Here is a 24,234-nt window from a genome sequence, read left to right as displayed (position 1 = left end):
ACCGGCGGTGCGCGGATCCCCGGCACCCGTTCGGGATCCGCGGCTAGTGCGGGTCGTACCTGTCGGGGGCGAGGTCCCACGGGTCCTTCCCGAGCAGCTCGGCGACCGCGCGGTAGACGCAGCCCTCCACGAGCGCGCGCTGGTGGTAGTCGTCGTCCTCGTGCAGGTGCGCGAGGCGCTCGATGGGGAGCCGGTAGAAGACGACGCGGCGCTCGTCCGCGAGGACGCTCCAGCGGTCGATGCCGTCGCGCTCGCTGTTCTCGGCGGGCAGCGCGGCGACCTCGAACGAGACGCGGTCGAGCTCGTCGGGCCACAGGCCGCGCAGGTACTCGGCGGCGGACGCGATGGTCTGGTCGAAGACGTCGGCGCGCGTGCGCAGGACGGGCAGCTCCGGACCGGTGACGGGGGAGCGGAGGCCGCGGCCGTGCCGATCCCGCCAGGAGCCCCGGATGGAGACGTGGCCTCCCCGGCGGCGCGAACGTGGCATGGCCCCATCGTACGGCCACGGGGTCGGCGGTAGTGTGGGCCCGACATGACGAACAGGCCCTGCTCCCGCGTCGGCTGCACCGGCGGCGCCACGACCACCCTCACCTACGTCTACGCGGACTCCATGGCCGTCCTCGGTCCCCTCAGCCACGACTCCGAGCCGCACAGCTACGACCTCTGCGACCGCCACGCGGCCCGCCTCTCGGCCCCGCAGGGCTGGCAGATCGTCCGGCACGGCGTGCTCGGTGAGGTAGGTTCCTGAGCATGACGACGACTGCCGCCGAGACCCTGACCGCCATCGTGAAGACCTACGACGTGCGAGGTCTCGTCGGCAGCCAGCTCACCGAGGAGCTCGTCACGGCGCTCGGCGCGGGCTTCGTCGACGAGCTCGGCGCCGCCGGTCGCGAGATCGTCGTCGGCCACGACATGCGCGACTCCTCGCCGTCCTTCGCCGAGGCCTTCGCCCAGGGGGCCACGGCCCGCGGAGCGGACGTGCTCCTCATCGGCCTGTGCTCGACGGACGAGACCTACTTCGCGTCGGGATCCCTCGACGCCCCCGCGGTCATGTTCACCGCGAGCCACAACCCGGCCACCTACAACGGCCTCAAGTTCTCCCGCGCGGGCGCGCAGGGCATCAGCCTCGACACGGGCCTCGCCGCCATCCGCGACCGCGCCATCGGCTTCCTGTCCGACGGCATATCCCTGGTCGACGAGGTCGGCGAGGTCCGCGGGCGCGACGTGCTCGCGGACTACGCGGGCTACCTCCGCCAGCTGGTCGACCTCTCCGGCATCCGCCCGCTGCGCGTCGTCGTCGACGCGGGCAACGGCATGGGCGGCATGACCGTCCCCGCCGTGCTCGGCACCGCGGCCGGCCTCCCCGAGCTGCCCATCGAGATCATCCCGCTGTACTTCGAGCTCGACGGCACCTTCCCGAACCACGAGGCGAACCCGCTCGAGCCCGCCAACCTCGTCGACCTGCAGAAGGCCGTCGTCGAGCACGGCGCCGACCTCGGCCTCGCCTTCGACGGCGACGCGGACCGCTGCTTCGTGGTCGACGAGAAGGGCCAGGCGGTCACGCCCAGCGCCGTCGCCGCCATCGTCGCGCTCCGCGAGATCAGCCGCGTGAAGGCGCAGTCGCCGGACGACGACGTCACCGTGCTGCACAACCTCATCACCTCGCGCATCGTCCCCGAGACCATCGAGGCGGCGGGGGCCACGGCCGTCCGCACGCGCGTCGGCCACTCGCTCATCAAGGACCAGATGGCCGCCACGGGCGCCGTCTTCGGCGGCGAGCACTCCGCGCACTACTACTTCCGCGACTTCTGGGGCGCCGACAACGGCATGCTCGCCGCGATGCACCTGCTCGCCGAGTTCGGCCAGACCGACGGCCTCATGTCCGACCTCTCGGCGCGCTACACGCCGTACGCGCTGTCGGGCGAGATCAACAGCACGGTCGACGACGTGCCCGCAGCCTACGAGCGCATCGTCGAGGCCTTCCGCGGCCGCGGCGAGTTCGACGAGCTCGACGGCCTCACGGTCGACGGCCCGGTCGGCGACGACGGCGCGTTCTGGTGGTTCAGCGTCCGCCCGTCGAACACCGAGCCGCTGTTGCGCCTGAACGTCGAGGCGTCCACGGAGGAGACGATGGCCGCCCTCCGCGACGAGCTGCTGGGTCTCATCCGCGGGGCCTGATCCCGACCCGCACGACCACCGACGCCGCGTCCCTCCTCGAGGGGCGCGGCGTCGTCGTGCGCCCGGGCATGCGCCCCTGGGCATACCCCCTGGGGGTTCCATTCGATACCCCTAGGGGGTACCATCGAGGGGAACGGGAGGTGGCCGCCATGGTCGGGTACAGCGAGGGCAAGGACGACATCCTCAAGCGGCTGCGTCGCGCGGAGGGCCAGGTGCGCGGCATCGAGCGCATGGTCGAGTCCGACACGTACTGCATCGACGTGCTCACGCAGGTCTCGGCCGTCACGCGCGCCATGGAGACCGTCGCCCTCAAGCTGCTCGACGACCACCTCGCGCACTGCCTCGCCGAGGCCGCGCGTGAGGGCGGCCAGGTCGCGGACGACAAGGTGCGCGAGGCCTCCGCGGCCATCGCGCGGCTCGTCCGGTCCTGATCCGCCGCATCCCACCCGCATCGCACGACACGAAGGAGACCCCATGACCACCACCACCTTCCCCGTCACCGGCATGACCTGCGCGCACTGCGTCGCGAGCGTCACCGAGGAGGTCGGCGAGCTGCCGGGCGTCGCGTCCGTGGCCGTCGACCTGGTCGTCGGCGGCGCGTCCACCGTCACCGTCGAGAGCGACCGGCCGCTCGACCCCGAGGCCGTGCGCGCCGCGGTCGACGAGGCCGGGTACGTCGCGGGGCTCTGACATGACCGACCCCGCATCCGGATCCGCGACGCCCGCGACCGGCGACGCCGCGCCCTCCGCCGAGGAGGGCGCCGTGCTGACGCGCGTCGACCTCGACGTGCAGGGCATGACGTGCGCGTCGTGCGCCATGCGCATCGAGCGGAAGCTCGGCCGGATGCCCGGGGTCGAGGCCGCCGTCAACTACGCCACGCACCGGGCGCGCGTGCAGCTGCCCGCGGGCACGAGCGTCGAGGACGCGATCCGCACCATCGAGCGCACGGGATATCGGGCGTCCGAGCGCGCCGGGTGGGGGAGCGGAGCGGCCGAGGACGTCGCACCTGCTCCCGCCGCGGCCGAGCCCGCGAGAGTGGACCCCTCCGGCCGCGCGTCCGTCGCGGTCGAGTCGCCGCGCATCCGCCCCGGCGCGGACGGGCCCGATGCCGGCACCCCGGATCCCGCGTCCGCTCCCGCTCCTGCTCCTGCTCCTGCCTCGGCGGAGCCCGCCGCCCGCGACGCCGTCGCCGCCCGACGCCCCGACGCCGACGAGCTCGCGCTGCGCCAGCGGCTCGTCGTGTCGGCAGCCCTCACCGTCCCCGTGTTCCTCATGGCGATGATCCCCGCGCTGCAGTTCGAGGACTGGCAGTGGCTCTCCCTCGCGCTCGCCGCGCCCGTCGCCGTCTGGGGCGCGTGGCCGTTCCACCGGTCCGCCGCCGTCAGCGCGCGGCACGGCGGCGTCGGCATGGACACGCTCGTCAGCATCGGCGTCGCGGCCGCCTTCCTCTGGTCGCTGTACGCCCTCTTCCTCGGCGACGCGGGCCGGCCCGGCATGCGCATGACCATGAGCCTCGTCTCGGAGCCCGGCGGCGGATCCGGCGACGTCTACCTCGAGGTGGCCGCGGCCGTCACGGTGTTCCTCCTCGGCGGCCGCTACCTGGAGGCTCGGGCCGCCCGCGCGTCCGGTGCCGCCCTCGCCGCGCTCCTCGACCTCGCCGCCAAGGACGTGTCCGTGGTGCGCGACGGCGTGGAGGCACGGATCCCCATCCGGGATCTCCGCGTCGGCGAGGAGTTCGTCGTGCGGCCGGGCGAGCGCATCGCGACCGACGGCGTGGTCGTGGACGGGTCCGGCGCGGTCGACCGCTCGCTCCTCACGGGGGAGTCCCTCCCGGTGGAGGTCGCGCCGGGCGACGACGTCACGGGTGCGACCCTCAACGCCGGCGGCCGCCTCCTCGTGCGCGCCACGCGCGTGGGGGAGGAGACGCGCCTGGCGCGCATGGCGGCGCTCGTGGAGGAGGCGCAGACCGGCAAGGCCCGGATCCAGCGCCTCGCCGACCGCGTCTCGGCCGTCTTCGTGCCCGTCGTGCTCGTGCTCGCCCTCGGCACGCTCGTCGGCTGGCTCCTGCTCGGCTTCCCGCCCGAGGCGGCGTTCACGGCGGCGGTGGCGACGCTCATCATCGCCTGCCCGTGCGCCCTCGGGCTCGCGACCCCGACGGCGCTCCTCGTGGGCACCGGACGCGGCGCGCAGCTCGGGATCCTCATCACCGGCCCCGAGGTGCTCGAGTCCACGCGACGCATCGACACCGTGCTGCTCGACAAGACGGGCACCGTCACGACGGGCGTCATGTCGCTCGTGCGCGCCGTGCCGGCCGACGGCGTCGACGCCGACGAGCTCGTGCGCGTGGCCGCTGCCCTGGAGCAGCGGTCGGAGCACCCGGTGGCGCGGGCCGTCGTCGAGGCCGCGGGCGCCGGATCCGCCCCGTCCGTGGAGGGCTTCGTCGCCTCCGCGGGCCTCGGCGTCCACGGCGTGGTCGACGGCCGCGCGGTGGCCGTCGGGCGGCCGTCCTGGCTCGCCGAGGCGTGGTCGGCCGAGCCGGACGCCGCGCTCGCGGAGGCGCTCCGCGCGGCCGAGGCCGACGGATCCACCGTGGTCGCGGTCGCCTGGGACGGCGCCGTGCGCGGGATCCTCGCCGTCGCCGACACCGTGAAGCCCACGAGCGCCGAGGCCGTCCGCCGGATCCGCGCGCTCGGGCTCCGTCCCGTCCTCCTCACGGGCGACACCGCGGGCGCCGCGCAGCGCGTCGCCGCGGAGGTGGGCATCGACGAGGTCATCGCGGGCGTCCTCCCCGAGGGCAAGCTCGACCAGGTCCGCCGCCTGCAGGCCGAGGGCCGCGTGGTCGCGATGGTCGGAGACGGCGTGAACGACGCCGCCGCGCTCGCGCAGGCCGACCTCGGCATCGCGATGGGCACCGGCACCGACGCGGCCATCGAGGCGGGCGACATCACGATCGTCCGCGGCGACCTCGTGCTGGTGGCCGACGCCGTGCGGCTCGCGCGGCGCACGCTCGGCACGATCCGCGGCAACCTGTTCTGGGCCTTCGCCTACAACGCGGCCGCGATCCCAGTGGCCATGCTGGGCCTCCTCAACCCGCTCGTCGCGGGGCTCGCCATGGCGCTGTCGTCGGTCTTCGTCGTCACGAACAGCCTGCGCCTGCGCCGCTTCCGCTAGCCCACGGGCGCCCGCCCGTCATCCACGGGCGGGCGTCACGCGGCGGGTGCGAGACTGGACGCATGACCCTGCTCCCGGAAGCCACCTCCACCGCTCTGCCCTTCCGCGTCGCCGACCTCTCCCTCGCGGAGTCCGGACGCCACCAGATCCGCCTCGCCGAGAACGAGATGCCGGGCCTCATGGCCCTCCGCGAGGAGTTCGGCGCGTCGCAGCCGCTCGCGGGCGCGCGCATCGCCGGATCCATCCACATGACCGTGCAGACGGCCGTGCTCATCGAGACCCTCACCGCCCTCGGCGCGCAGGTGCGCTGGGCGAGCTGCAACATCTTCTCCACGCAGGACGAGGCCGCGGCCGCCGTCGCGGTCGGCGCCGGCACCCCCGACGCCCCCGCGGGCGTCCCCGTCTTCGCCTGGAAGGGCGAGACGCTCGAGGAGTACTGGTGGTGCACCGAGCAGATCTTCGACTGGTCGGGCGAGGCGCAGGCCGCGGACGCCGACTGGACGGGCCCGAACATGATCCTCGACGACGGCGGCGACGCCTCGCTCCTCGTGCACAAGGGCCGCGAGTACGAGCTCGCCGGCGTCGTGCCCCAGACGCCGGAGGACGCCAGCCACGAGTACCGCGTGATCCTCGACACCCTCCGTCGCAGCGTCGCCGCGTCCTCCGACCGCTGGACCCGCCGCGCCGCCGACATCCAGGGCGTCACCGAGGAGACCACCACGGGCGTCCACCGCCTGTACGAGCTGGCGCGCGACGGCGAGCTGCTGTTCCCGGCCATCAACGTCAACGACTCGGTCACCAAGAGCAAGTTCGACAACAAGTACGGCATCCGCCACTCGCTGCCCGACGGCCTCAACCGCGCGACCGACACGCTCATCGGCGGCAAGGTCGCGTTCGTCGTCGGCTACGGCGACGTGGGCAAGGGCGCGGCGGAGGCGCTGCGCGGCCAGGGCGCGCGCGTCATCGTCTCCGAGGTCGACCCCATCTGCGCCCTCCAGGCGGCGATGGACGGCTACCAGGTCGCGAAGCTGTCCTCGGTCATCGAGACGGTCGACATCCTCGTCACCGGCACGGGCAACGTCGACGTCGTGCGCGTGGACGACATCCAGCGCATGAAGCACCAGGCGATCATCGCCAACGTCGGCCACTTCGACAACGAGATCGACATGGCCGGCCTCGAGCGCCTCCCGGGCGTGGAGAAGGTGGAGATCAAGCCGCAGGTGCACGAGTGGCGCCTGCCGAACGGCCGATCCGTGCTCGTCCTCTCCGAGGGTCGCCTGATGAACCTCGGCAACGCCACCGGGCACCCGTCGTTCGTGATGAGCAACTCGTTCACCAACCAGGTGCTCGCGCAGATCGAGCTGTGGGTGCGCAACGAGCAGTACCCGATCGGCGTGTACGTGCTGCCGAAGCACCTCGACGAGAAGGTCGCGCGCCTGCACCTCGACGCGCTGGGCGTGGAGCTCACCGAGCTCCGCCCCGAGCAGGCCGCCTACATCGGCGTCTCCGTCGAGGGGCCCTACAAGGTGGACCACTACCGCTACTGATCCGCGGGATGCGCTCGACGCCGTCCGTCCCCTCCGCAGGGGCGGGCGGCGTCGTCGCGTGCGGGGTCGTCGGGGCCGGCCGCGGGGCGGGGCAGGCGCCGCGGCGTCCGGCGGGTCAGGAGGGCGTGGATCCGCCGCGCGCCGGGAAGCCGTGCGGCAGCCCCGTGAGGATCGGCTCGAGCGCCTCCATGCGGTCGCGCTCCAGCATCAGCGCGCGGTGCTCCCGCTCGCGGCGGACGGCGCCGACCGCGGTGACGAAGGACTCGGGATCCGTCGCGGGCAGCGGCGACACGTGCACCGCGGCCTCGTTGGCGAGCTCCGCGGCGAGTCGCCCGCGGGAGGCCGGGGTCATGGCCTCGCGCTGCGCGAGGAACCGCGCCAGGCGGCGGCCGAGCGCGTCCGGGAGGCGGCCCACGTCGGCCTCGGACGCCCAGCCCGCGAGGTGCGGCGGCACGGGCGGCAGGGGAGCGGGGTAGGCGGGGACGCGCTCGTGCTGCGAGCGGGTGCCGGCCACCAGGTCGCCGAGGCGCTGGGCGCCCGGGCTGAGGAGGCCCACGAGCGCGGCGAGCCCGCCGAGCGTGAGGTAGATCTCGAGGATCCCCACCAGCGCCCGGGCCACCGCGTGCCGGAGCCCGATGCCGCCGCCGTCCGCCCGCACGATGCGCGCGCCGACGGCCCAGCGCCCGAGCGACCGGCCGCGCGACGCGACCTCCACGACCACGGGCAGCACGACGATCGCGAGCACGACCGCGGCGATGGCGCAGGCGGCGCTCGAGGCGTCGTCGAGGAGGCCCGCCTCGGCGAGCCGGCCGATGAGGAGCACGAGCAGGAGGCCCACGACCAGCGAGGCGACCACGTCGATCGCGGCGCCCGCGGCCCGCAGCACGAAGCCCGCGGGCCGGACGTCGAGGGCGACGGCCTCGCCGACCACGAGCGCGTCGGGGCCGTCCGAGCGATCCGGGTCGTGCGCGTCGGCTGCCGCCATGCATATAGTCAAGCAGATGGACCTCGACGCCTACACCGCCGCCCACCGGGACGACTGGGACCGGCTCGCCCGCCTCGCCGGCCGGCGCCGGCTCAGCGGACCCGAGTCCGACGAGCTCGTCGACCGGTACCAGGCGGGCGCGGCCGAGCTGTCGGCGATCCAGGCGGCGGCCGGATCCACCGCGCAGGGCGACCGGCTCTCGGTGGCGCTGTCGCGGGCCCGCATGCGCTTCACCGGGCAGAGCACGAACGTCGCGTCCCGCATCCCCGCCTTCTTCGCCGTCGACCTGCCGGCGGCCCTGTACCGGATCCGCTGGCTGACGCTCGCGGTGGCACTCGGCACGATCGCCGTCATCGCGCTCTACGCCACGTGGATCCTCCGCGACCCGTCGATGATCGCGAGCCTCGGCAGCGACGCCGACCTCCGCAGGTACGTCGAGGACGACTTCATCGACTACTACAGCGAGAACCCGGCGGCCTCGTTCACGGGGCAGGTCTGGACGAACAACGCGTGGATAGCCGCGCAGTGCGTGGCCTTCGGGATCACGGGGCTCTGGGTGCCGTTCGTGATGCTGCAGAACGCGCAGGGCCTCGGGACCACCACCGCGGTCATGTTCCACTACGGAGAGGGCGGCACGTTCTTCTCCTACATCCTCCCGCACGGCCTGCTGGAGCTGACGGCGATCTTCGTGGCCGCCGCCGCGGGCCTGCGCATCTCGTGGTCGTGGATCGCGCCCGGCGCCCGCACGCGCGGGCAGGCGCTCGCCGAGGACGGGCGCGCGCTCATCACGGTGGCCATGGGGCTCGTGCTCGTGCTGCTGGTCTCCGGGATCCTCGAGGGCTTCGTGACGCCGCAGCCGTGGCCCGTGCCGCTGAAGATCGCGATCGGCGCGGTCGCGCTCGGGGCGTTCCTCTTCTACATGGTGGTCGTCGGCGGCCGGGCGGTGCGCGGGGGCGCGACGGGCGACCTGGACGAGTTCGAGGCGGGCGGCCGGCGGATCGTCGCGGGCTGAGCCCTCGGGATCCACCGGCCGCCCGCCTCGCGGGCCGTGCGGCGGCGCGGGTCAGGCCGCCGGGTCCACCTCGGCCTCGAGCGGCGTCGCCGTCACCGAGGTGCCGACGTGCAGCCGGAACGCGCCGGGCTCGCGCTGCCAGCCGCCGTCCCAGTGCGCGAAGGCCCGGGCGCCGATCGCGACGGCCACGTCGGCGGACGCGCCGGCCTCCAGCTCGACGGACGCGAAGCCCGCGAGCCAGCGGACCGGGCGGTCGACCGCGGATCCCGCGCGCGACAGGTACGCCTGCACGACCTGCTTCCCCTGGCGGTCGCCCGTGTTCGTCACGGCGACGGTCGCGGTGATCCCGCCCTGGCCGTCCTCGACCACGCGCAGGTCGTCGAGCGCGTGCGTCGTGTAGCCGAGGCCGTGCCCGAACTCGTACGCCGGGGTCGCGCCCGAGCGGAGCCAGGCGCGGTGGCCGACGTGGATCCCCTCGTCGTAGACCACCTTCCCGTCGACCGGCGTGACCGAGCGGACGGGCACGTCCTCCTCCGCGGCGGGCCAGGTGGTGGGGAGCCGGCCGCCCGGCTCGACGTCGCCGAAGAGCACGTCGGCGAGGGCGCCGCCGAACTCCTGGCCGCCGAACCAGGCGAGGAGCAGCGCCTGCACGTCGTCGCGCCAGGGGAGGAGCACGGGGGATCCCGAGTTGACGACGACGATCGTGCGCGGGTTCCGGGCGGCGACGCGGCGCACCAGCTCGTCCTGGCGGCCCGGGAGCGCGAGCGAGTCGCGGTCGAAGCCCTCGGACTCGACCTGCGCGTTGGTGCCGACGACGACGATCGCGACGTCCGCCCCGGCCGCGGCCTCGACGGCCTCGTCCAGGAGGCGCTCGGGCTCCGACTCGTCGGCCTCGAGGCCGACCGTGATCCCGAGGATGCCGGCGAGGCCGCCGGGCATGCTGGTCAGCTCGAACTCGACCTTGAGGTCCACCGGCTGCCCGGCCACCGCGGCGACCGGCGCGGAGATGGACGGCGGCGACATGAGGCTCGCGCCGAGGTCCATGCCGACGGGCGCCGCGCCGTCCTCGCGGAGGAGCTCGCCGTCGGCGTGGACGCGGCCGCGGCCCGCGGCGCTGAAGCCGAACAGCACCTCGCCGGTCTCGGACGGGGTCCAGCGCGCGGTGATCTCGATGACCGCGGCCGTGCCCGTGGGTGCGTCGCCGCCGAAGTACATGAGCGTCGTCGCGCGGCGGTCCTCGGCGAACACCTCCGCGCCGTCCGCGTCGAGGAAGCGCACGAGGGCGCCGGGCCCGCCCGTGCGGGGGTTCCGGATCTCGGCGAGCGGCAGCTCCTGGATCCCCTTCTGCACGACCGCGCCGCGCGCGTACCGCACGTCCACGCCGTCGCCGAGCGCCTGGCGGATCCCGTCGAGCGGCGTGACCACGTGCTCCGGGATGACGGTCGCGCTGCCGCCGCCCTGGGTGCGCGCCTCGACGGCGTTGTGGCCGATGACCGCGACGGAGCGGAGCGCGGACGCGTCGAGCGGCAGGATCGCGTCCTCGTTGCGCACCAGGACGGTGCCGGCGGCGGCGGCCGTGCGCGCGAACGCGACGCCGTCCTCGACCTCGACGGGCGCGGGCGCGACGGCGTCGAAGCCGTCGAGCGCGCCGACGCGGGCGGCGAGGCGGAGCAGGCGGATCACCTTGCGGTCGAGGTCGGCCTCCGGCACGCGGCCGTCGCGGACGGCCTCGAGGAGCGCGTCGCCCCAGGCGCCGACCGGGCCCGGCATCTCGAGGTCCTGCGACGCGCGCGCGGCGTCGACGCTGCGGACGCCCGTCCAGTCGCTGACGACCACGCCGTCGAAGCCCCACTCGGAGTTGAGCGGCGTCTCGAGCAGGTCGTTCTCGGTGGAGGTGACCCCGTTGATCGAGTTGTACGAGCTCATCACGAGCCACGCGCGCGACTCGACGACGGCCTTCTCGAACGCCGCGAGGTAGAGCTCGCGGAGGGCGCGCTCGGAGACGACGCTGTCGGCCGTGAAGCGGTCGGTCTCGTACTCGTTCGCGACGTAGTGCTTGGGGGTCGCGCCCACGCCGTTCTCCTGGACGCCGCGCACGTAGGCGGCGGCGAGGTCGGCGGTGAGCAGCGGATCCTCGCTGAAGGCCTCGAAGTGGCGCCCGCCGTAGGGGGAGCGGTGCAGGTTGATGGTCGGGCCGAGCACGACGTCGACGCCCTTGCGGCGCGCCTCCACCGCGGAGGCGCGGCCGTAGCGGGCGGCGATCCCGGTGTCCCAGCTGGAGGACAGCGCGGACGCCGACGGCAGGTTGAGCGACGGGGAGCGCTCGTCCCAGACCTCGCCGCGCACGCCGCTCGGGCCGTCGGAGACGAGCATGCGGCGGAGGCCGATGCCCTCAACGGGCCAGGTGGTCCAGAAGTCGCGGCCCGTGACGAGCTGCACCTTCTGCTCGAGCGTGAGCCGCCCGGCGAGCTCCTCGAGGCGGGTGGTGTCGGGGTCGAGCGGGGTGGGGGCGTGCGGGGCGGTGTCGTGCGGGGCGGTGTCGTGCGGGTCCATGGGTGCTCCTCGGGGGACGTCGGCGTCGGATCGATCCTGCTCGCCTCCGGTCGTGGTGGTCGTGGTGGTCAGGCGGGTGGCCTCGGGGTCGGGCGCCGCGCTCATCGGACGCCCTTCACGCGGAAGGCGGCCACCGCGCCGAGGAGGCCGGCCGCGGCGCCGGCGAGGAAGAGGCCGGGGTAGCCGGCGATCCCCACCACGCCGCTCGCGGCCGTCGGCACGAGCGACTGCGGCAGCGCCTGCGCGATGTTGACGACACCGAGGTCCTTGCCGTTGTCGGAGTCGCTCGGCAGCACGTCGGTGATGAGCGCGAGGTCGACCGCGTAGAACGAGCCGATGCCCGCGCCGATGACGAGCTGCGCGACGTAGACGACGGCGAGGCTGGGCGCGAGGGCGAGGATCACGAGGCCGATCACCGCGACGAGCGCCGCGGCGGCCACGAAGACCTTGCGGCGGCCGAGCCGGTCGCTCAGCCAGCCGGCCACGAAGGTGGTGGAGACGACGCCGATCACGTTGAAGAGGGTGGCGACGAAGACCGCGTTGGCGACGTCGGCCTGCGCGACCCCGAGGTCGTCGATGAGGTAGAACGCGAGGTAGTTCGTGGCCGTCACGGCGCTCGCCGTGAGGAGGAAGCGCATGAGCCATGCCCAGCCGAAGTCGGGGTTGCGGCGCGGGTCGAACACGAAGGACCCGAGGACCTCCTTCACGCCGAGGCGCGCGGTCGGCCGCTCGGCGAGCACCCGGTCGCGGAAGACCAGCGCGAAGACGACGACCACGGCGACGCCGATCGCGCCCGGCACGAGCACCTGCTGCGTCGTGGTGGTGAACAGCTGCACGATGAAGGTGCCGACCACGAGCGAGCCGTTCTGCGCGACGCCGACGGCGGCGGCGACCCGGCCGCGGTTGCGGGGACGGGCGGAGTCGGCCATGACGGCGATGAGCGCGGCGATGGCGGCGTTGAAGCATCCCTGCACGAGCATCCACGCCCCCACGAGCGCGAGCACGGTGGTCGCCTGCGTGAGCAGGATCAGCGCGCCGTAGCCGAGCACGACGCCGCCGATGATCCACGGGCGCCGCATGCCGAACCGGCCGGGCGTGCGGTCGGAGAGGCGTCCGGCCAGGGGGTTCACGACGAGGGCGACGAGCGCGCCGAGGCCGAGCACGAGGCTGAGGGTGCCGGCGGTGTCGTCCGGCGCGATCTCGGCCACCTTGAGCGCGAGCGACACGATGATGGGCGGCAGCAGGGCCACGAAGAGCCCGAGGAGCGCGACGGGCATCCCGATCTCGGCGCGGCGCGACCCGGGTGGACGGGCGCCCTCCCCGGTCCCGCTGCGGACGCGCGACGCGCCCTCGGTCTGCTGGTCTCGGACTGCGTCGGCCACGGTGCCTCCAGGTTCCCGTCCGCCCTCGTCGGCGGATCGGCACGACGGTAGCACGCAAAACCGACCTGCGGTAGGTATTGACGGGGGCCACGGATCGCTAGGGTCGAGCCATGGCAGTCGACGAGGTCCCGCGGCGCTACGCCAAAGGCGCGGCCCGGCGCCGCGAGATCCTCGAGGCGGCGCTCGCCCTCATCGCCGAGCGCGGCTACTCGGCCTCGTCGCTGCAGGAGATCGCCGACGCCGTGGGCATCAGCAAGGCCGGCGTCCTGCACTACTTCGACTCGCGCGAGGCGCTCATCGCCGCCGTGCTCGAGGAGCGCGACGCCCACTCCGCGGCCGACTACCGCGAGGCGCTGCCCGACGGGGATCCCACCGACATGGTCGGCATGCTCCTCCGCGCGAGCTCGCACAACGCCGAGACGCCCGGTCTCGTGGCCCTGTACTCGCGGCTCGTCGTCGACGCGGCCGGCGCCGAGCACCCCGCGCACTCCTACATCGCGGACCGCTACGCCCGCGTGGTGGGATCCGTCGCCGACCAGGTGCGCACCCTCGGGGTGGAGCTGCCCGCGGGGCTCGACGCCGACGCGTTCGCGCGCATCGCGGTCGCGGTGAGCGACGGCCTCCAGCTGCAGTGGAGCTACCGGCCCGAGATCGACATGCGCGACGCGCTCGAGCGGGCGATCCGCGCGCTCAGCGGCGGGGCGCTCCCGCTCCCGTCGGCGGATCCGGCCGCGGCGCGCGCCTGACGGCCCGCCCTCAGAGCCGGCCCGCCCTCAGAGCCGGCCCGCCCTCAGAGCCGCCCGGTGGCCTTCAGCCGGATGTAGCGGTCCGCCAGCGCGGGCGGCAGGTCGGCCGGCGCGCCCGTGACCACGTCCGCGCCGAGCCGGCGCACCGCGGCCTCGACGCGCGCCACGTCGAGCAGGGCGCGCTCGGCGGCGGCCGCGCGGTAGACGGCGGCGCGGCCGGAGCGGTCGGCGGCGCGCTCGGCGAGGCCCGGATCCACGACCGCGGCCACCAGCACGTGGTGCGTGCGCGTCAGCTGCGGCAGCACCTGCAGGAGCGCGCGCGAGCTGCCGGGGGAGTCGATGGCGGTGAGCAGCACCACGAGCGAGCGCTGCGAGACGATGCGGCGCACGAGCGCGGGCACCGCGGACCAGTCGGTCTCGAGCAGCTCCGGGTCCACGGGCGCGAGCGCGTCGACCATGCGCGAGACCACGTCGCCGCCGGATCCCGCCCGCACGCGCGCGCGGACGCGGCGGTCGTGCGCCACGAGGTCCACCCGGTCGCCCGAGCGGGTGGCGAGCGCGGCGAGCAGCAGCGACGCCTCGAACGCCGTGTCGAGCCGCGTCTCGTCGCGGATCCGCCCCGCGGCCGTCCGGCCCGTGTCGAGCACCAGCACCACGCGCCGGTCGCGCTCGGGTCGCCAGGTGCGGACGACGACGTCTTGCCGGCGGGCGGTCGCGCGCCAGTCGATCGAGCGCACGTCGTCGCCGCGCACGTAGTCGCGCAGGCTGTCGAACTCGGTGCCCTGGCCGCGGACCATGAGCGCGGTGCGCCCGTCGAGCTCGCGCATGCGGGCGAGGCGGGAGGGCAGGTGCCGGCGCGAGCGGAAGGGCGGCAGGACGCGCACGGCGCCGGGGGAGAGGAGCGTCGCCTGGCGCGCGGCGAGGCCGAGCGGGCCCGCCGACCGGATCGTGACGCGCTCTGTGCGGCGCTCGCCGCGGCGGGTGGGGGTGAGGGAGAGGCGGACGGCGCGACGCTCGCCGGCGGGGATCCGCACCCGGTCGCGCGTGGAGGACGCACCCGCGGACGGCTGCCAGGCGTCGCGCACGAGGGCCCGCAGAGTGCGGGTCCCGCGGTTCGTCACGAGCAGAACGCTCTCGCCCGTCTCGTCGAGGCGGATCCGGGCGGGCAGGCTGCGCTCGAGCGCCACGGCGCGCGGGCTCGCGGCGAGGGCCAGGTCGAGCGCGACGAGCAGGGCGACCAGGAGGATCCACCCGCCGAGGAGCGCGTAGGCCGCGTCCGGCCCGTCGCCGAGCGCGACGAGCGGCGCGATCCCGAGGAGGAGGAGCGCGACGGTGCGGCCGGAGAGGGCCATCTAGCGGCGCGCCACTAGATCGGCACCTGCACCTGCGCCATGACGCCGCGGAGCACGGCGTCCACGGAGACGCCCTCGAGCTCGGCCTCGGGCCGGAGCGCGATGCGGTGCCGGAGCACGGGCAGCACCATCTCCTGCACGTGGTCGGGCGTCACGGCGTCGAAGCCGCTCAGCCACGCCCACGCGCGGCTCGCGGCCAGCAGGCTCGTGGATCCGCGGGGCGACACCCCGAGCTGCACCGACGGCGACAGGCGGGTCGCCCGCGCGAGATCGACCATGTACGCGAGCACGTCGGCGCCGACGCGCACCTCGCGCACAGCGGCCTGCGCGCGATGGAGCCCGTCGGCGTCGAGGACGGGTCGGACGCCCGCCGCCTCGAGGTCGCGCGGGTCGAAGCCCGTCGAGTGCCGGCGGAGCACCTCCACCTCGGCGTCGCGCTCGGGCAGGTCGAGCACGAGCTTCAGCAGGAAGCGGTCGAGCTGCGCCTCGGGCAGCGTGTAGGTGCCCTCGTACTCGACGGGGTTCTGCGTGGCCGCGACGAGGAAGGGGTCGGGCAGGGCGTGGCTCTCGCCGTCGACCGTGACCTGCCGCTCCTCCATCGCCTCGAGCAGCGCCGACTGGGTCTTCGGCGGCGTCCGGTTGATCTCGTCCGCCAGCAGGATGCTCGTGAACACGGGCCCGCGCCGGAACGAGAACGCGCCCTCGCGGGAGTCGTAGACGAGGGATCCGGTGATGTCGCCCGGCATGAGGTCGGGCGTGAACTGCACGCGCGCGGTGTCGAGGCGGAGGGCGTGGCTGAGCGAGCGGACGAGCAGCGTCTTCGCGACGCCGGGCACGCCCTCGAGGAGCACGTGGCCGCGCGCGAGGAGGGCGATGATCATGCCCGTCACGGCGCCGTCCTGCCCGACGACGGCCTTCTCGACCTCGGTCCGGACGGCGAGCAGGCTGGTGCGGAGGTCGTCGGTCATGGGATCCATTCTCCTGTGGCGGGGTCGGCGGCGCGGGCGACCCGGCGCTCGAGGTCGGCGAGGCGACCGGCGAGGTCGACCAGGTCGCGGTCGGTGCGGGGGAGGTCGTCGAGGACGAGGGCGCGGATCCCCGCGGGGTCCTCGCGGAGGGCGGCGGCGGACGCGGCCACCACGTCCTCGACGGAGGCGAGGCGCCCGAGCGCGAGCGTCGTGGCGATCCGGTCGACCGTGCCCACGCGCAGCGCGTCGAGGGCGTGCTCGCGCGCGTCCGCCCGCTGGTAGAGCCGGGCGCGGCCCTCGGCGGTCTCGTCGGCGCGCACCACGACGGGCAGCCGCTCCACCACGAGCGGGCCGAGGCGGCGGCCGCGCCACACGGCGGCGGCGAGGGCGGCGGCGCCCAGCAGCACGATCGCCGGGGTGACCCACCCGGGCGTCAGCTCGCCGAGCGTGGGCGGCGCGTCGGAGGCGTCGTCGGGCGAGGGCGTGTACCAGACGAGGCGCGGCCGCTCGCCGAGCACGCCCAGCGCGAGCGCGGCGGACCCCTGCTCGGCGATGCGGTCGTTCGTGAGGACCGGATCCGCGCCGAGCACGGTCACGGTGCCTCCGGGTGCGAGGGCAGCGGGCACCTGGAGGAGGGCGTACGCGGCGCCGGTGTCGTCGGGGAAGCACGTGACGGCGGTGGAGGGGTCGTCGCCGATGTACCGGAACACGGGCGCGTCGTCGGGCACGGATCCCGCCGCGCGGGCGGGCGGGAGCGCGCACGCGGCATCGAGCGCGCGGTCGGCGGACTCGGCCGCGCCGCCCGCCGCGACGTCGGGCGCCAACGCCTGCAGCGTCCGGAAGTCGGGGGCCAGGAGCACCGTGCGCGTGGACAGGCGGCCGACCTCCGCGAGGCGATCGCCGTCGAGCCGGTCGGAGGTGGGGCCGAGCACGAGCGTCGCGTCGTCCCCGTCCCCGACGGCGGCGCGCGCCTCGGCGAGCGTCGTCGCGAGCGTGACCTCCACGCCCTGGGCCTGGAGCACGCGGGCGAGCGCCTGCGTGCCGCCGGGTGCCGGGTTGTCCGGCGCGAGCGCGTCGCCCTGCCGGGCGGCGCCCGACACCGCGAGCGAGGCCAGGGCGACCACGACGGCGAGGGCGGCCAGGGCGATCCACGTGCCGGCCCGGCGGAGCGCCTGCCGGGGCGTCCGGGTCTCGGCCGTCGCGAGGGCGGCCGGGGCGGGCGCGGGCGCGCTCATCGGGGACCCGCGCCGACGGGCTCCTGCAGCACCGGCACGGCCGTCCGCAGGTCGCGGTCGAGCGCGGACAGCCGGTCGAGCATCTCCTCGGTGCCGGGTCGGCCGAGGTAGCGGACGGCGTCGAAGTCGTCGGCCGCGACGACGAGGCGCGCGGCGTGGTCCGGGTGCGCGGATCCCGCCCGGCGGGCGAACCCGCGGGCCGTGGTGCCGGGATCCACCGCCACGATCGTGCGCTCGGCCTGCTCGCGCGCGATGGCCCGGAACAGGTCGGACCCGGCCGCCGCGAGGTCGCCCGCCCGGCGGGACGCCTCGGCCGCCCGGCGCAGCTCCTCGGCGGAGCGCCGGTCGTCGGATCCGAAGAGCCCGTCGCCGCGCGCGGCCGCCCGCCTGCGGTCCCGGCGCGGCGCCCCGAAGACGAGGAAGGCCACGACGACGACCGCGAGCACGAGCACCCCGATCACCACGGGCGCGAGGTCGGCGAGGCCGCCGCCCGCGCCGTCGAGGAGCCCGGCGATCCAGTCGCCCACGGCCTGCGCCGCGAGGTCGAGCGCGTTCGGCCGGGCGGCCTCGTACTCCGGCTTCGCGAGCTCGTCGAGGAGGAGGCGCCGCGCGTCGTCGGCGTCGGGATCCAGCGGGACCGCGGCCCCGCGCGCGGTAGCCGACAGGAGGGGGGAGGCGGTCACGCGCGTCCCGGGCCGCCGGCGGTCGTGCCGGGCGCGCCGGCGGGCGCCGCGTACGGGTCCCGCGCCGCCGGCCCCGCGGCCGACTCCGCGCCGGCCGCGCGCTCCTCGGCGAAGCGCGCGAGCTCGAGGTCGAGCCCCTCGCGCCGCATCCGCAGGTCGATGTAGAGGATGGCCGCGTTCGCCGACGTGACGACGGCGCCGATGCTCCCCACCACGACGCTCACCACGAGCGTCACGAGCTGCGCGCCGACGTAGAAAACGACCGAGGCGTCGAAGGTCTCGAAGTCGAGCTCCCCGTTCGGGAAGAGCACCGTCTGCAGGATCGAGGTCAGCAGCGTCAGCGGCACCGTCACCACGTTCGTGGCCGCGGACACGATCACCGCGGTGAGCAGCAGGATCCCGAGCACGCGCCAGAACGAGCCGATCGTGAGCGCCCACGACCGACGGGCCGCCGCCAGCGGCCGGAGGCGCTCGATCACGATCGCGCTGGGAACGAGGGCGAGGCGCGTGGAGACCCACGCGGCGAGCACCACGAGGCCGAGCACGCCGAGCACGCCCACGATGATCCCCGCGGCGACGCCCGCGCCGCCGGCGAGCACGAGCAGCACCACGATGCCCGTGAGCACGCCGAAGACGAGCGTCCACGCGGCCGTGAGCGAGAGGCTCCACAGCACGAGCGGCACGAGACGCGGTCGGGCGAGGCGCCACAGCGCCCGCATGCGGAGGCGCTCGCCGAGCGTGCCGCGGGCAACCTCGCTCGCGACCACGCCCTGCAGGAACGCGGACGCGACGATCGACAGCACGATCGTGACGAGGGCGGCGACCACGACCGCGGCCACGCCGCCCGCGATGATCGGCCCCTGGTCCGCCTCGCGTGCGGAGAGTATCCGCGTGACCACGAAGCCGGTGACGCCGCCCACGATCACGAGGGTCACGACGCCGACGAGGCCCTGGATGAGGAGGGCGCTGCCGACCGTGGCGCCCGGGTTCCGGCGCAGCGTCTGGAAGGAGCCCGCGAGGATCGCGCCGAGGCTGAGCGGCCGCAGCGGCAGCAGGCCGGGCTTCGGCGGCGGGGTCCAGCCGGGCGCGGCGCCCCAGCCGGGAGGCGGCGGGAAGCCGGGCGCGGGCGGGGCGCCGTACGCGCCGGCGGATGGGGCGCCGGTCGACCCGGGAGCCGGCGGTGTCGGGGCCCCTGCGCCCGTGCGATCCGGATCCGGGGACCCCCCGGGACCGGACGGTGCGCCGCCCGGGGCCTGCCAGCTCTGGTCATCGGTCACGCCCGCCAGCCTCCCACAGGCTCTCGCCGAAGTCACCGCGGCGCCCGGTCCGCGCGCGCCCCGCGGTTCCGGCGGATCCACCGGCTACCCTGGGGGCCTACGAGGACAGGGAACCCAGATCACATGACAGCACGGATCCTGGTGGTCGACGACGACACCGCGCTCGCCGAGATGATCGGCATCGTCCTCCGCACCGAGGGCTTCGAGCCCTCCTTCTGCGCGGACGGCGGCCAGGCGCTCGCCGCGTTCCACGAGGGCAAGCCCGACCTGGTGCTGCTCGACCTCATGCTTCCGGGCCTCGACGGCATCCAGGTGTGCGACCTCATCCGCGCCGAGTCCGGCGTCCCCATCATCATGCTCACGGCGAAGTCCGACACGGCGGACGTCGTGAAGGGCCTCGAGTCCGGCGCGGACGACTACATCGTCAAGCCGTTCAACCCCAAGGAGCTCGTCGCCCGCATCCGCACGCGCCTGCGCCCCGCGGCCGCCGCCTCGCCCGGCCTCCTCCAGGTCGGCGACCTCGTCGTCGACGTCGAGGGCCACGAGGTGCGCCGCGGCGAGGAGCGGATCAACCTCACGCCCCTCGAGTTCGACCTCCTGCACGCGCTGGCCAGCCGGCCGCAGCAGGTGTTCACGCGCGAGATGCTCCTCGAGCAGGTCTGGGGCTACCAGTACAAGGCCGACACGCGTCTCGTCAACGTCCACGTGCAGCGCCTGCGCGCGAAGGTGGAGGACGACCCGGACAACCCGCGCATCGTCATGACCGTACGCGGCGTCGGCTACCGCGCGGGGGCCGCGGCCTAGCCCGATGCGCCCCCTGCCCGTGTGGCTCGTCGACTGGAGGTCGTGGCCGCGCCGCCTCGTCCGGATCTGGGCGGTGTCCCTCCAGTTCCGCACCGTCCTCATCACGGTCGCGCTCTCGGGCGTCACCGTGCTGCTCATCGGCATCCTCATGACGCAGAGCATCTCGAGCGACCTCTTCCGCCAGCGGCTCGACACCGTGCTGCAGCAGTCGAACAGCGCCACGAGCCGGATGCAGGAGCAGTTCACCTCCTCCGACGCCTCCGACCAGACCGAGCTCGAGCAGCTGCGCACGCAGGTCTTCGACGAGCTCCGCGGCAGCGCCATCAACCTCTCCGACTTCGCCTTCCGCCGCACGCCCGGCACGGAGGCGCGCAACATCCTGCAGAACGCGTCCACCGCCGACTACGTCGACAGCCTCCTGAGTGCCGACCTCCGCCGCGCGGTCGGCGAGGGCACGGGCACTCAGCAGTGGCAGTCGGTCGCGATCCCCGTGGGCGACCAGGGCGCCACCAGCCCCGGCATCGTCGTCGGCTCCAGCATCGACATCCCGTCGGCCGGCCGCTACGAGCTGTACCTCGTCTACGACCTCGGCGACATCCAGCAGACCCTGGACTTCGTCGCCGGCACGATCCTCCTGGCGTTCCTCTTCCTCATCGTGCTCATCGGCGCGATCGCGTGGCTCGTCGTGCGGCTCGTCGTCGCGCCCATCCGCGTCGCCGCCGACACGAGCCAGAAGCTCGCGGCCGGGCAGCTCGAGGAGCGCCTGCCCGTGAAGGGCGAGGACGTGATCGCGACGCTCGCGCGCTCCTTCAACGGCATGGCCGACTCGCTGCAGTCGCAGATCACGCAGCTCGCCGACCTCTCGCAGCTGCAGCAGCGCTTCGTCTCCGACGTCTCGCACGAGCTCCGCACGCCGCTCACCACCATCCGGCTCGCCGGCGGCGTGCTCTACGACCTGCGCGAGGACTTCAGCCCGCCGGCCGCCCGCAGCGCGGAGCTGCTGCACACGCAGGTGGAGCGGTTCGAGACCCTGCTCGCCGACCTGCTGGAGATCAGCCGGTTCGACGCGGGCGCCGTCGACCTCGTGACCGAGCCGACCAACCTCGTCCGGCTCGTCGAGGACTCCATCGAGGAGTTCGAGGGGCTCGCCGCGCAGAAGGGCTCGGAGCTCCGGCTGGTCGCGCCGGGCGGGTACTTCGACGCGGAGATGGACGCCCGCCGGGTGCGCCGCATCGTCACGAACCTCGTGGGCAACGCGGTCGACCACGGCGAGGGGCGGCCCATCGTGATCACGGTCGACAGCGACCGGGACGCCGTCGCGCTCGCCGTCCGCGACTACGGCGTCGGCATGACGCACGAGGAGATGGGCCACGTGTTCGACCGGTTCTGGCGGGCGGATCCGTCGCGCCAGCGCACCACGGGCGGCACCGGCCTCGGCCTCGCGATCTCCCTCGAGGACGCGAACCTGCACCACGGCTGGCTGCAGCTGTGGTCGCGGCCGGGCGAGGGATCCTGCTTCCGCCTGACCCTGCCGCGGCGCCCCGACGTCCCCTTCGACAGCTCGCCCGTCGCGCTGCCGCCCGACGACCCCGCGGACGACCGCGCCGACGAGGAGGACGCCCGTGTCCCCAGCACCTGATCCGCACCGCCCCCGTCCGCGCCGCGCGCCCCGCCGGTCCGCCCGCGCGGCCGCCGTCGCGCTGGTCGCCGCCTGCGCGGTCCTCCTCTCCGGCTGCGTCTCCATCCCGTCCGGCGGCCCCGTCTCCGAGGGCGACCCCGCCACCGTCACGGACGAGTCCGGCGTCAGCTACCAGCCGGACGGGCCGCAGGACGGCGACGCCCCGGACGACGTCATCGCCGGGTTCGTCGACGCCGCCACCAGCTCCGCCGACCAGTACGGCGTCGCCCGCCAGTTCCTCTCGTCCGACTTCGCGTCGCGCTGGGACCCGTTCGCGAGCGTCGTCGTCTGGGAGGGCCAGGCGAGCACCTCGGAGGAGGTCGACGGCAGCTACAGCTACTCCGTCACGACGATCGCCACGGTCGACGGCCAGGGCCACTACCGCGAGGTCGGCAGCGACCAGGAGACGCGCCTGTCCTTCCAGCTCGTGCAGGAGCGCGGCGAATGGCGGATCGCGAGGGCGCCCGACGGGATCGCGCTCCGCTCCACCTACTTCCGCGAGATCTTCAGCGCGCACGCCCTGTACTTCTTCGATCCCACGTTCTCGTTCCTCGTGCCGGACCTCCGCTTCTTCGTCACGCGTGCATCCCAGAGCGTCAGCACGCGCATCGTCAAGTCCCTCCTGCAGGGCCCGTCGCCGTGGCTGTCCCAGCCCGCGGTCGTCACCGCGTTCCCGGAGGGCACGCAGCTGGCGTCGTCCGCCGTCACGACCGCGGGCGGCACCCCGCAGGTCGACCTCTCGACGGAGGCGCGCGCCGCCGACGACGTCACGCAGCAGCGGATGAAGCTGCAGCTGCGGCAGAGCCTGTCCAACATCCCGTCCGTGCTCGACGTGCAGATGCTCGTCGACGGCACGCCCCTCACCGTCGCGGACCTCGGCGGGCGCGGACCCGTCAAGGACCCCCAGGCGGAGTCGCGTCCGCTCGTCCTCGCCCAGGGCGCCTTCGGGTACCTGGGCGGGGGAGAGGTCGTCCCGCTCGGGACGCTGGGCACCCGCGTCACGGCGCTCGGGGCCGACGCGGCGACGCTCAGCGCCGACGGACAGCAGGCGGCGGTCCGGAACGGGTCGGGCGTGTGGTCGGTGGGCGACGGCGATCGCGACGCGGTCCTCCTCGACACGCGCCCGGGCCTCGTGGCGCCGTCGCTCGACGCCCAGGGCTACGTCTGGTCGACGCCCGCGTCGGATCCCCGCGGGCTCGTCGCCTGGGGGCCGGACGGCGTCGGCCACCCCGTGGCCGTCAGCTGGACCGCCACGGGCCGCGTCGTCTCGCTCGAGGTCGCGCGCGACGGCGCCCGCGTCCTCGTCCAGCTGGAGACGGGCGCCGGGCCGCAGCTGCTCGTCGCCTCGATCGTGCGCGACGGCGGCGTCCCGATCTCCCTCACGACCACGCCGCTCGAGCTCCTCGCCTCGCCGGGCACCCCTCTCGACGCGACCTGGGTCGACGAGCTCGACGTCGCCACCCTGACCCTCGCCCCCGACGGCGAGCGCAAGGTCGAGCTGCACCAGGTGGGCGGTCCGTCCGAGGACATGGGATCCGCGGCGGACGGCGTCTCGATCACGGGCGCCAACGACGCGACCGGGCTCCGCGTGCTCACGAGCGCGGGCGCCCTGCTCACGCCCCGTGGCAGCACGTGGCAGCAGACGGCGACCGGCGTCTCCTTCGTGGCCACCAAGCGCTGACGCGCTCCACGGATCCGTCGGCTCCGTCCCGTCCGGGTCGCGGGCGTGCGACCCTCCGCGCGTGATCCCCGAGCCGTCGCCGCCCGCCCCCTCCCGTGTCCCGCCCGCCCTGCGCTCCGCCCTGCTCGACGCCCTCGCGGTGGTCGCCCCCGTGACGTGCGCCGGATGCGGGTCCCCGGACCGCGCCGTGTGCCCGCCCTGCCGGGCCGCGCTCGACGGACGGCCGCATGTCCGGGCCCTCGCGCTCCCGGCCGTCGCCTCGCCTCGCGGACGCGAGCCCGCCCGCGTGCTGCCGGTCGGTTGCGGGAGCGCCTACGCGCCCCCGTGGCCGCAGCTCCTGTCCGCCCTCAAGGAGGAGGGCCGCACCGACGCGGCCCGGGCGATGGCGGCGCCGCTCGGCCGTGCCGTCCGCGCGGCCCTCGCCGCCGCGGGGGAGGTCGGCGCGCCGCCCGTCGACGTGATCCCCGTGCCCTCGCCCGCCGCCTCCCTCCGCCGTCGCGGCTACGCGCCCGTCGAGGTCCTGCTCGCGCGCGCCGGCATCCGCCCGCTGCGCGCGCCGGGCCTCCCGGGGCTCGGGCGCCATCCGCTCCGGTTCGCCCGGAGGCCTGCCGACCAGGCCGGCCTCGGCGTCGCCGCCCGCGCGGCCAACGTGGACGGCTGCCTCGTCGCGCGCGTCGATCTCGCCGGTCGCCGGATCCTCGTGGTCGACGACGTCCTCACCACCGGCGCGACCCTCCGGGAGACCTGCCGTGCCGTGCGCGCCGCGGGCGGCGAGGTCGTCGCGTGCGCCGTCCTCACCGCCGTGCCCGACCGATCCCGCCGCGGCACGACGCGCGCGGCCTGACATGCCGTCGCTCCCTGTGCATGTCCGATGCGCTCGCGGTCCACCCGCCGGATGCCTCGCGCGGGCAGGAGCCCGAGGTCTAGGCTCGCCCGAAAGGCGTGAAAGTGATCGCCCTCTTCCAGCGGGCGGCGCGTCAT

Annotated in this window: 21 protein-coding genes; 12 read left to right on the top strand and 9 right to left on the bottom strand. The window is 75.1% G+C overall.

Annotation, left to right across the window (positions count from 1 at the left end; all coding sequences use genetic code 11):
- Positions 1-43 precede the first annotated feature (43 nt).
- Entirely contained in the window at positions 44-487 is a 444-nt protein-coding gene (locus BFL37_RS03690) for a metallopeptidase family protein (RefSeq protein WP_086513806.1), read from the bottom strand.
- A 45-nt stretch (positions 488-532) separates the two neighbouring features.
- On the opposite strand from BFL37_RS03690, the gene BFL37_RS03685 reads away from it, so the two are divergent.
- The 6 genes from BFL37_RS03685 (at position 533) to ahcY (ending at position 6,897) form a co-directional block, all read left to right on the top strand.
- Positions 533-748, top strand: a complete 216-nt coding sequence (locus BFL37_RS03685) for a DUF3499 family protein (protein WP_012037719.1) — start codon at positions 533-535, stop codon at positions 746-748.
- 2 nt (positions 749-750) lie between these two features.
- Positions 751-2,178 (top strand): phosphomannomutase/phosphoglucomutase, encoded by a 1,428-nt coding sequence (locus tag BFL37_RS03680; protein WP_086513805.1) that lies wholly within the window; start codon positions 751-753, stop codon positions 2,176-2,178.
- Positions 2,179-2,327: 149 nt separating this feature from the next.
- Positions 2,328-2,609, top strand: coding sequence for a metal-sensitive transcriptional regulator (locus tag BFL37_RS03675; RefSeq protein WP_015489737.1), 282 nt, complete (start codon positions 2,328-2,330; stop codon positions 2,607-2,609).
- A 43-nt stretch (positions 2,610-2,652) separates the two neighbouring features.
- The gene (locus BFL37_RS03670) at positions 2,653-2,868 is read left to right on the top strand and encodes a heavy-metal-associated domain-containing protein (RefSeq protein WP_086513804.1); all 216 of its coding nucleotides are present in this window, start codon (positions 2,653-2,655) and stop codon (positions 2,866-2,868) included.
- 1 nt (position 2,869) lies between these two features.
- Positions 2,870-5,350, top strand: coding sequence for a heavy metal translocating P-type ATPase (locus tag BFL37_RS03665; RefSeq protein WP_086513803.1), 2,481 nt, complete (start codon positions 2,870-2,872; stop codon positions 5,348-5,350).
- 62 nt (positions 5,351-5,412) lie between these two features.
- Positions 5,413-6,897 carry an adenosylhomocysteinase gene (ahcY, locus tag BFL37_RS03660; protein WP_086513802.1) on the top strand — a complete coding sequence of 495 codons (1,485 nt, stop codon included), beginning with the start codon at positions 5,413-5,415 and terminating at the stop codon, positions 6,895-6,897.
- 115 nt (positions 6,898-7,012) lie between these two features.
- Here the strand turns inward: ahcY and BFL37_RS03655 are convergent, their stop codons facing one another.
- Positions 7,013-7,882 (bottom strand): RDD family protein, encoded by an 870-nt coding sequence (locus BFL37_RS03655; protein ID WP_086513801.1) that lies wholly within the window; start codon positions 7,880-7,882, stop codon positions 7,013-7,015.
- A 16-nt stretch (positions 7,883-7,898) separates the two neighbouring features.
- On the opposite strand from BFL37_RS03655, the gene BFL37_RS03650 reads away from it, so the two are divergent.
- Positions 7,899-8,894 (top strand): stage II sporulation protein M, encoded by a 996-nt coding sequence (locus BFL37_RS03650; RefSeq protein ID WP_086513800.1) that lies wholly within the window; start codon positions 7,899-7,901, stop codon positions 8,892-8,894.
- Between the two features lie 51 nt (positions 8,895-8,945).
- On the opposite strand, the gene BFL37_RS03645 is transcribed toward BFL37_RS03650, so the two are convergent.
- The gene (locus BFL37_RS03645; RefSeq protein ID WP_086513799.1) at positions 8,946-11,447 is read right to left on the bottom strand and encodes a beta-glucosidase H; all 2,502 of its coding nucleotides are present in this window, start codon (positions 11,445-11,447) and stop codon (positions 8,946-8,948) included.
- A gap of 101 nt (positions 11,448-11,548) precedes the next feature.
- Entirely contained in the window at positions 11,549-12,724 is a 1,176-nt protein-coding gene (locus tag BFL37_RS03640) for an MFS transporter (RefSeq protein WP_241533835.1), read from the bottom strand.
- 215 nt (positions 12,725-12,939) lie between these two features.
- On the opposite strand from BFL37_RS03640, the gene BFL37_RS03635 reads away from it, so the two are divergent.
- Positions 12,940-13,575, top strand: coding sequence for a TetR/AcrR family transcriptional regulator (locus BFL37_RS03635; RefSeq protein ID WP_086513797.1), 636 nt, complete (start codon positions 12,940-12,942; stop codon positions 13,573-13,575).
- Positions 13,576-13,619: 44 nt separating this feature from the next.
- Here the strand turns inward: BFL37_RS03635 and BFL37_RS03630 are convergent, their stop codons facing one another.
- Genes BFL37_RS03630 through BFL37_RS03610 form a run of 5 tightly spaced genes read right to left on the bottom strand, consistent with a single transcriptional unit; the run spans position 13,620 to position 19,090 of the window.
- Positions 13,620-14,927 (bottom strand): DUF58 domain-containing protein, encoded by a 1,308-nt coding sequence (locus BFL37_RS03630; RefSeq protein ID WP_086513796.1) that lies wholly within the window; start codon positions 14,925-14,927, stop codon positions 13,620-13,622.
- Between the two features lie 14 nt (positions 14,928-14,941).
- Positions 14,942-15,895 carry an AAA family ATPase gene (locus BFL37_RS03625; protein WP_086513795.1) on the bottom strand — a complete coding sequence of 318 codons (954 nt, stop codon included), beginning with the start codon at positions 15,893-15,895 and terminating at the stop codon, positions 14,942-14,944.
- Positions 15,892-17,130, bottom strand: coding sequence for a DUF4350 domain-containing protein (locus BFL37_RS03620; protein WP_086513794.1), 1,239 nt, complete (start codon positions 17,128-17,130; stop codon positions 15,892-15,894). Before BFL37_RS03620 ends, BFL37_RS03625 begins: the two co-directional genes overlap by 4 nt.
- Positions 17,127-17,813: a DUF4129 domain-containing protein gene (locus BFL37_RS03615; RefSeq protein ID WP_086513793.1), complete on the bottom strand. Its 687-nt coding sequence runs from the start codon at positions 17,811-17,813 to the stop codon at positions 17,127-17,129. The genes BFL37_RS03620 and BFL37_RS03615 overlap by 4 nt, the downstream gene beginning before the upstream one ends.
- Positions 17,810-19,090 carry a hypothetical protein gene (locus BFL37_RS03610; protein WP_086513792.1) on the bottom strand — a complete coding sequence of 427 codons (1,281 nt, stop codon included), beginning with the start codon at positions 19,088-19,090 and terminating at the stop codon, positions 17,810-17,812. The genes BFL37_RS03615 and BFL37_RS03610 overlap by 4 nt, the downstream gene beginning before the upstream one ends.
- Positions 19,091-19,213: 123 nt before the next feature.
- Here BFL37_RS03610 and mtrA point away from each other — a divergent pair, with 123 nt between their 5' ends.
- From mtrA to BFL37_RS03590, 4 genes are all read left to right on the top strand, one after another.
- Positions 19,214-19,894, top strand: coding sequence for an MtrAB system response regulator MtrA (mtrA, locus tag BFL37_RS03605; RefSeq protein ID WP_086513791.1), 681 nt, complete (start codon positions 19,214-19,216; stop codon positions 19,892-19,894).
- Positions 19,895-19,898: 4 nt separating this feature from the next.
- Positions 19,899-21,533: an MtrAB system histidine kinase MtrB gene (mtrB, locus tag BFL37_RS03600; protein WP_086513790.1), complete on the top strand. Its 1,635-nt coding sequence runs from the start codon at positions 19,899-19,901 to the stop codon at positions 21,531-21,533.
- Positions 21,517-23,253 carry a lipoprotein LpqB gene (gene lpqB, locus BFL37_RS03595; protein ID WP_086513789.1) on the top strand — a complete coding sequence of 579 codons (1,737 nt, stop codon included), beginning with the start codon at positions 21,517-21,519 and terminating at the stop codon, positions 23,251-23,253. Before mtrB ends, lpqB begins: the two co-directional genes overlap by 17 nt.
- Before the next feature lie 61 nt (positions 23,254-23,314).
- On the top strand, positions 23,315-24,097 hold the full coding sequence (locus tag BFL37_RS03590; RefSeq protein WP_086513788.1) for a ComF family protein: 783 nt from the start codon (positions 23,315-23,317) through the stop codon (positions 24,095-24,097).
- The last annotated feature ends 137 nt before the right edge of the window (positions 24,098-24,234 follow it).

This window comes from Clavibacter michiganensis, assembly GCF_002151125.1.
GTDB lineage: Bacteria > Actinomycetota > Actinomycetes > Actinomycetales > Microbacteriaceae > Clavibacter > Clavibacter michiganensis_C.
The sequence above is the reverse complement of the archived record's forward strand: the minus strand, read 5'-3'. Positions and strand labels throughout refer to the sequence as shown.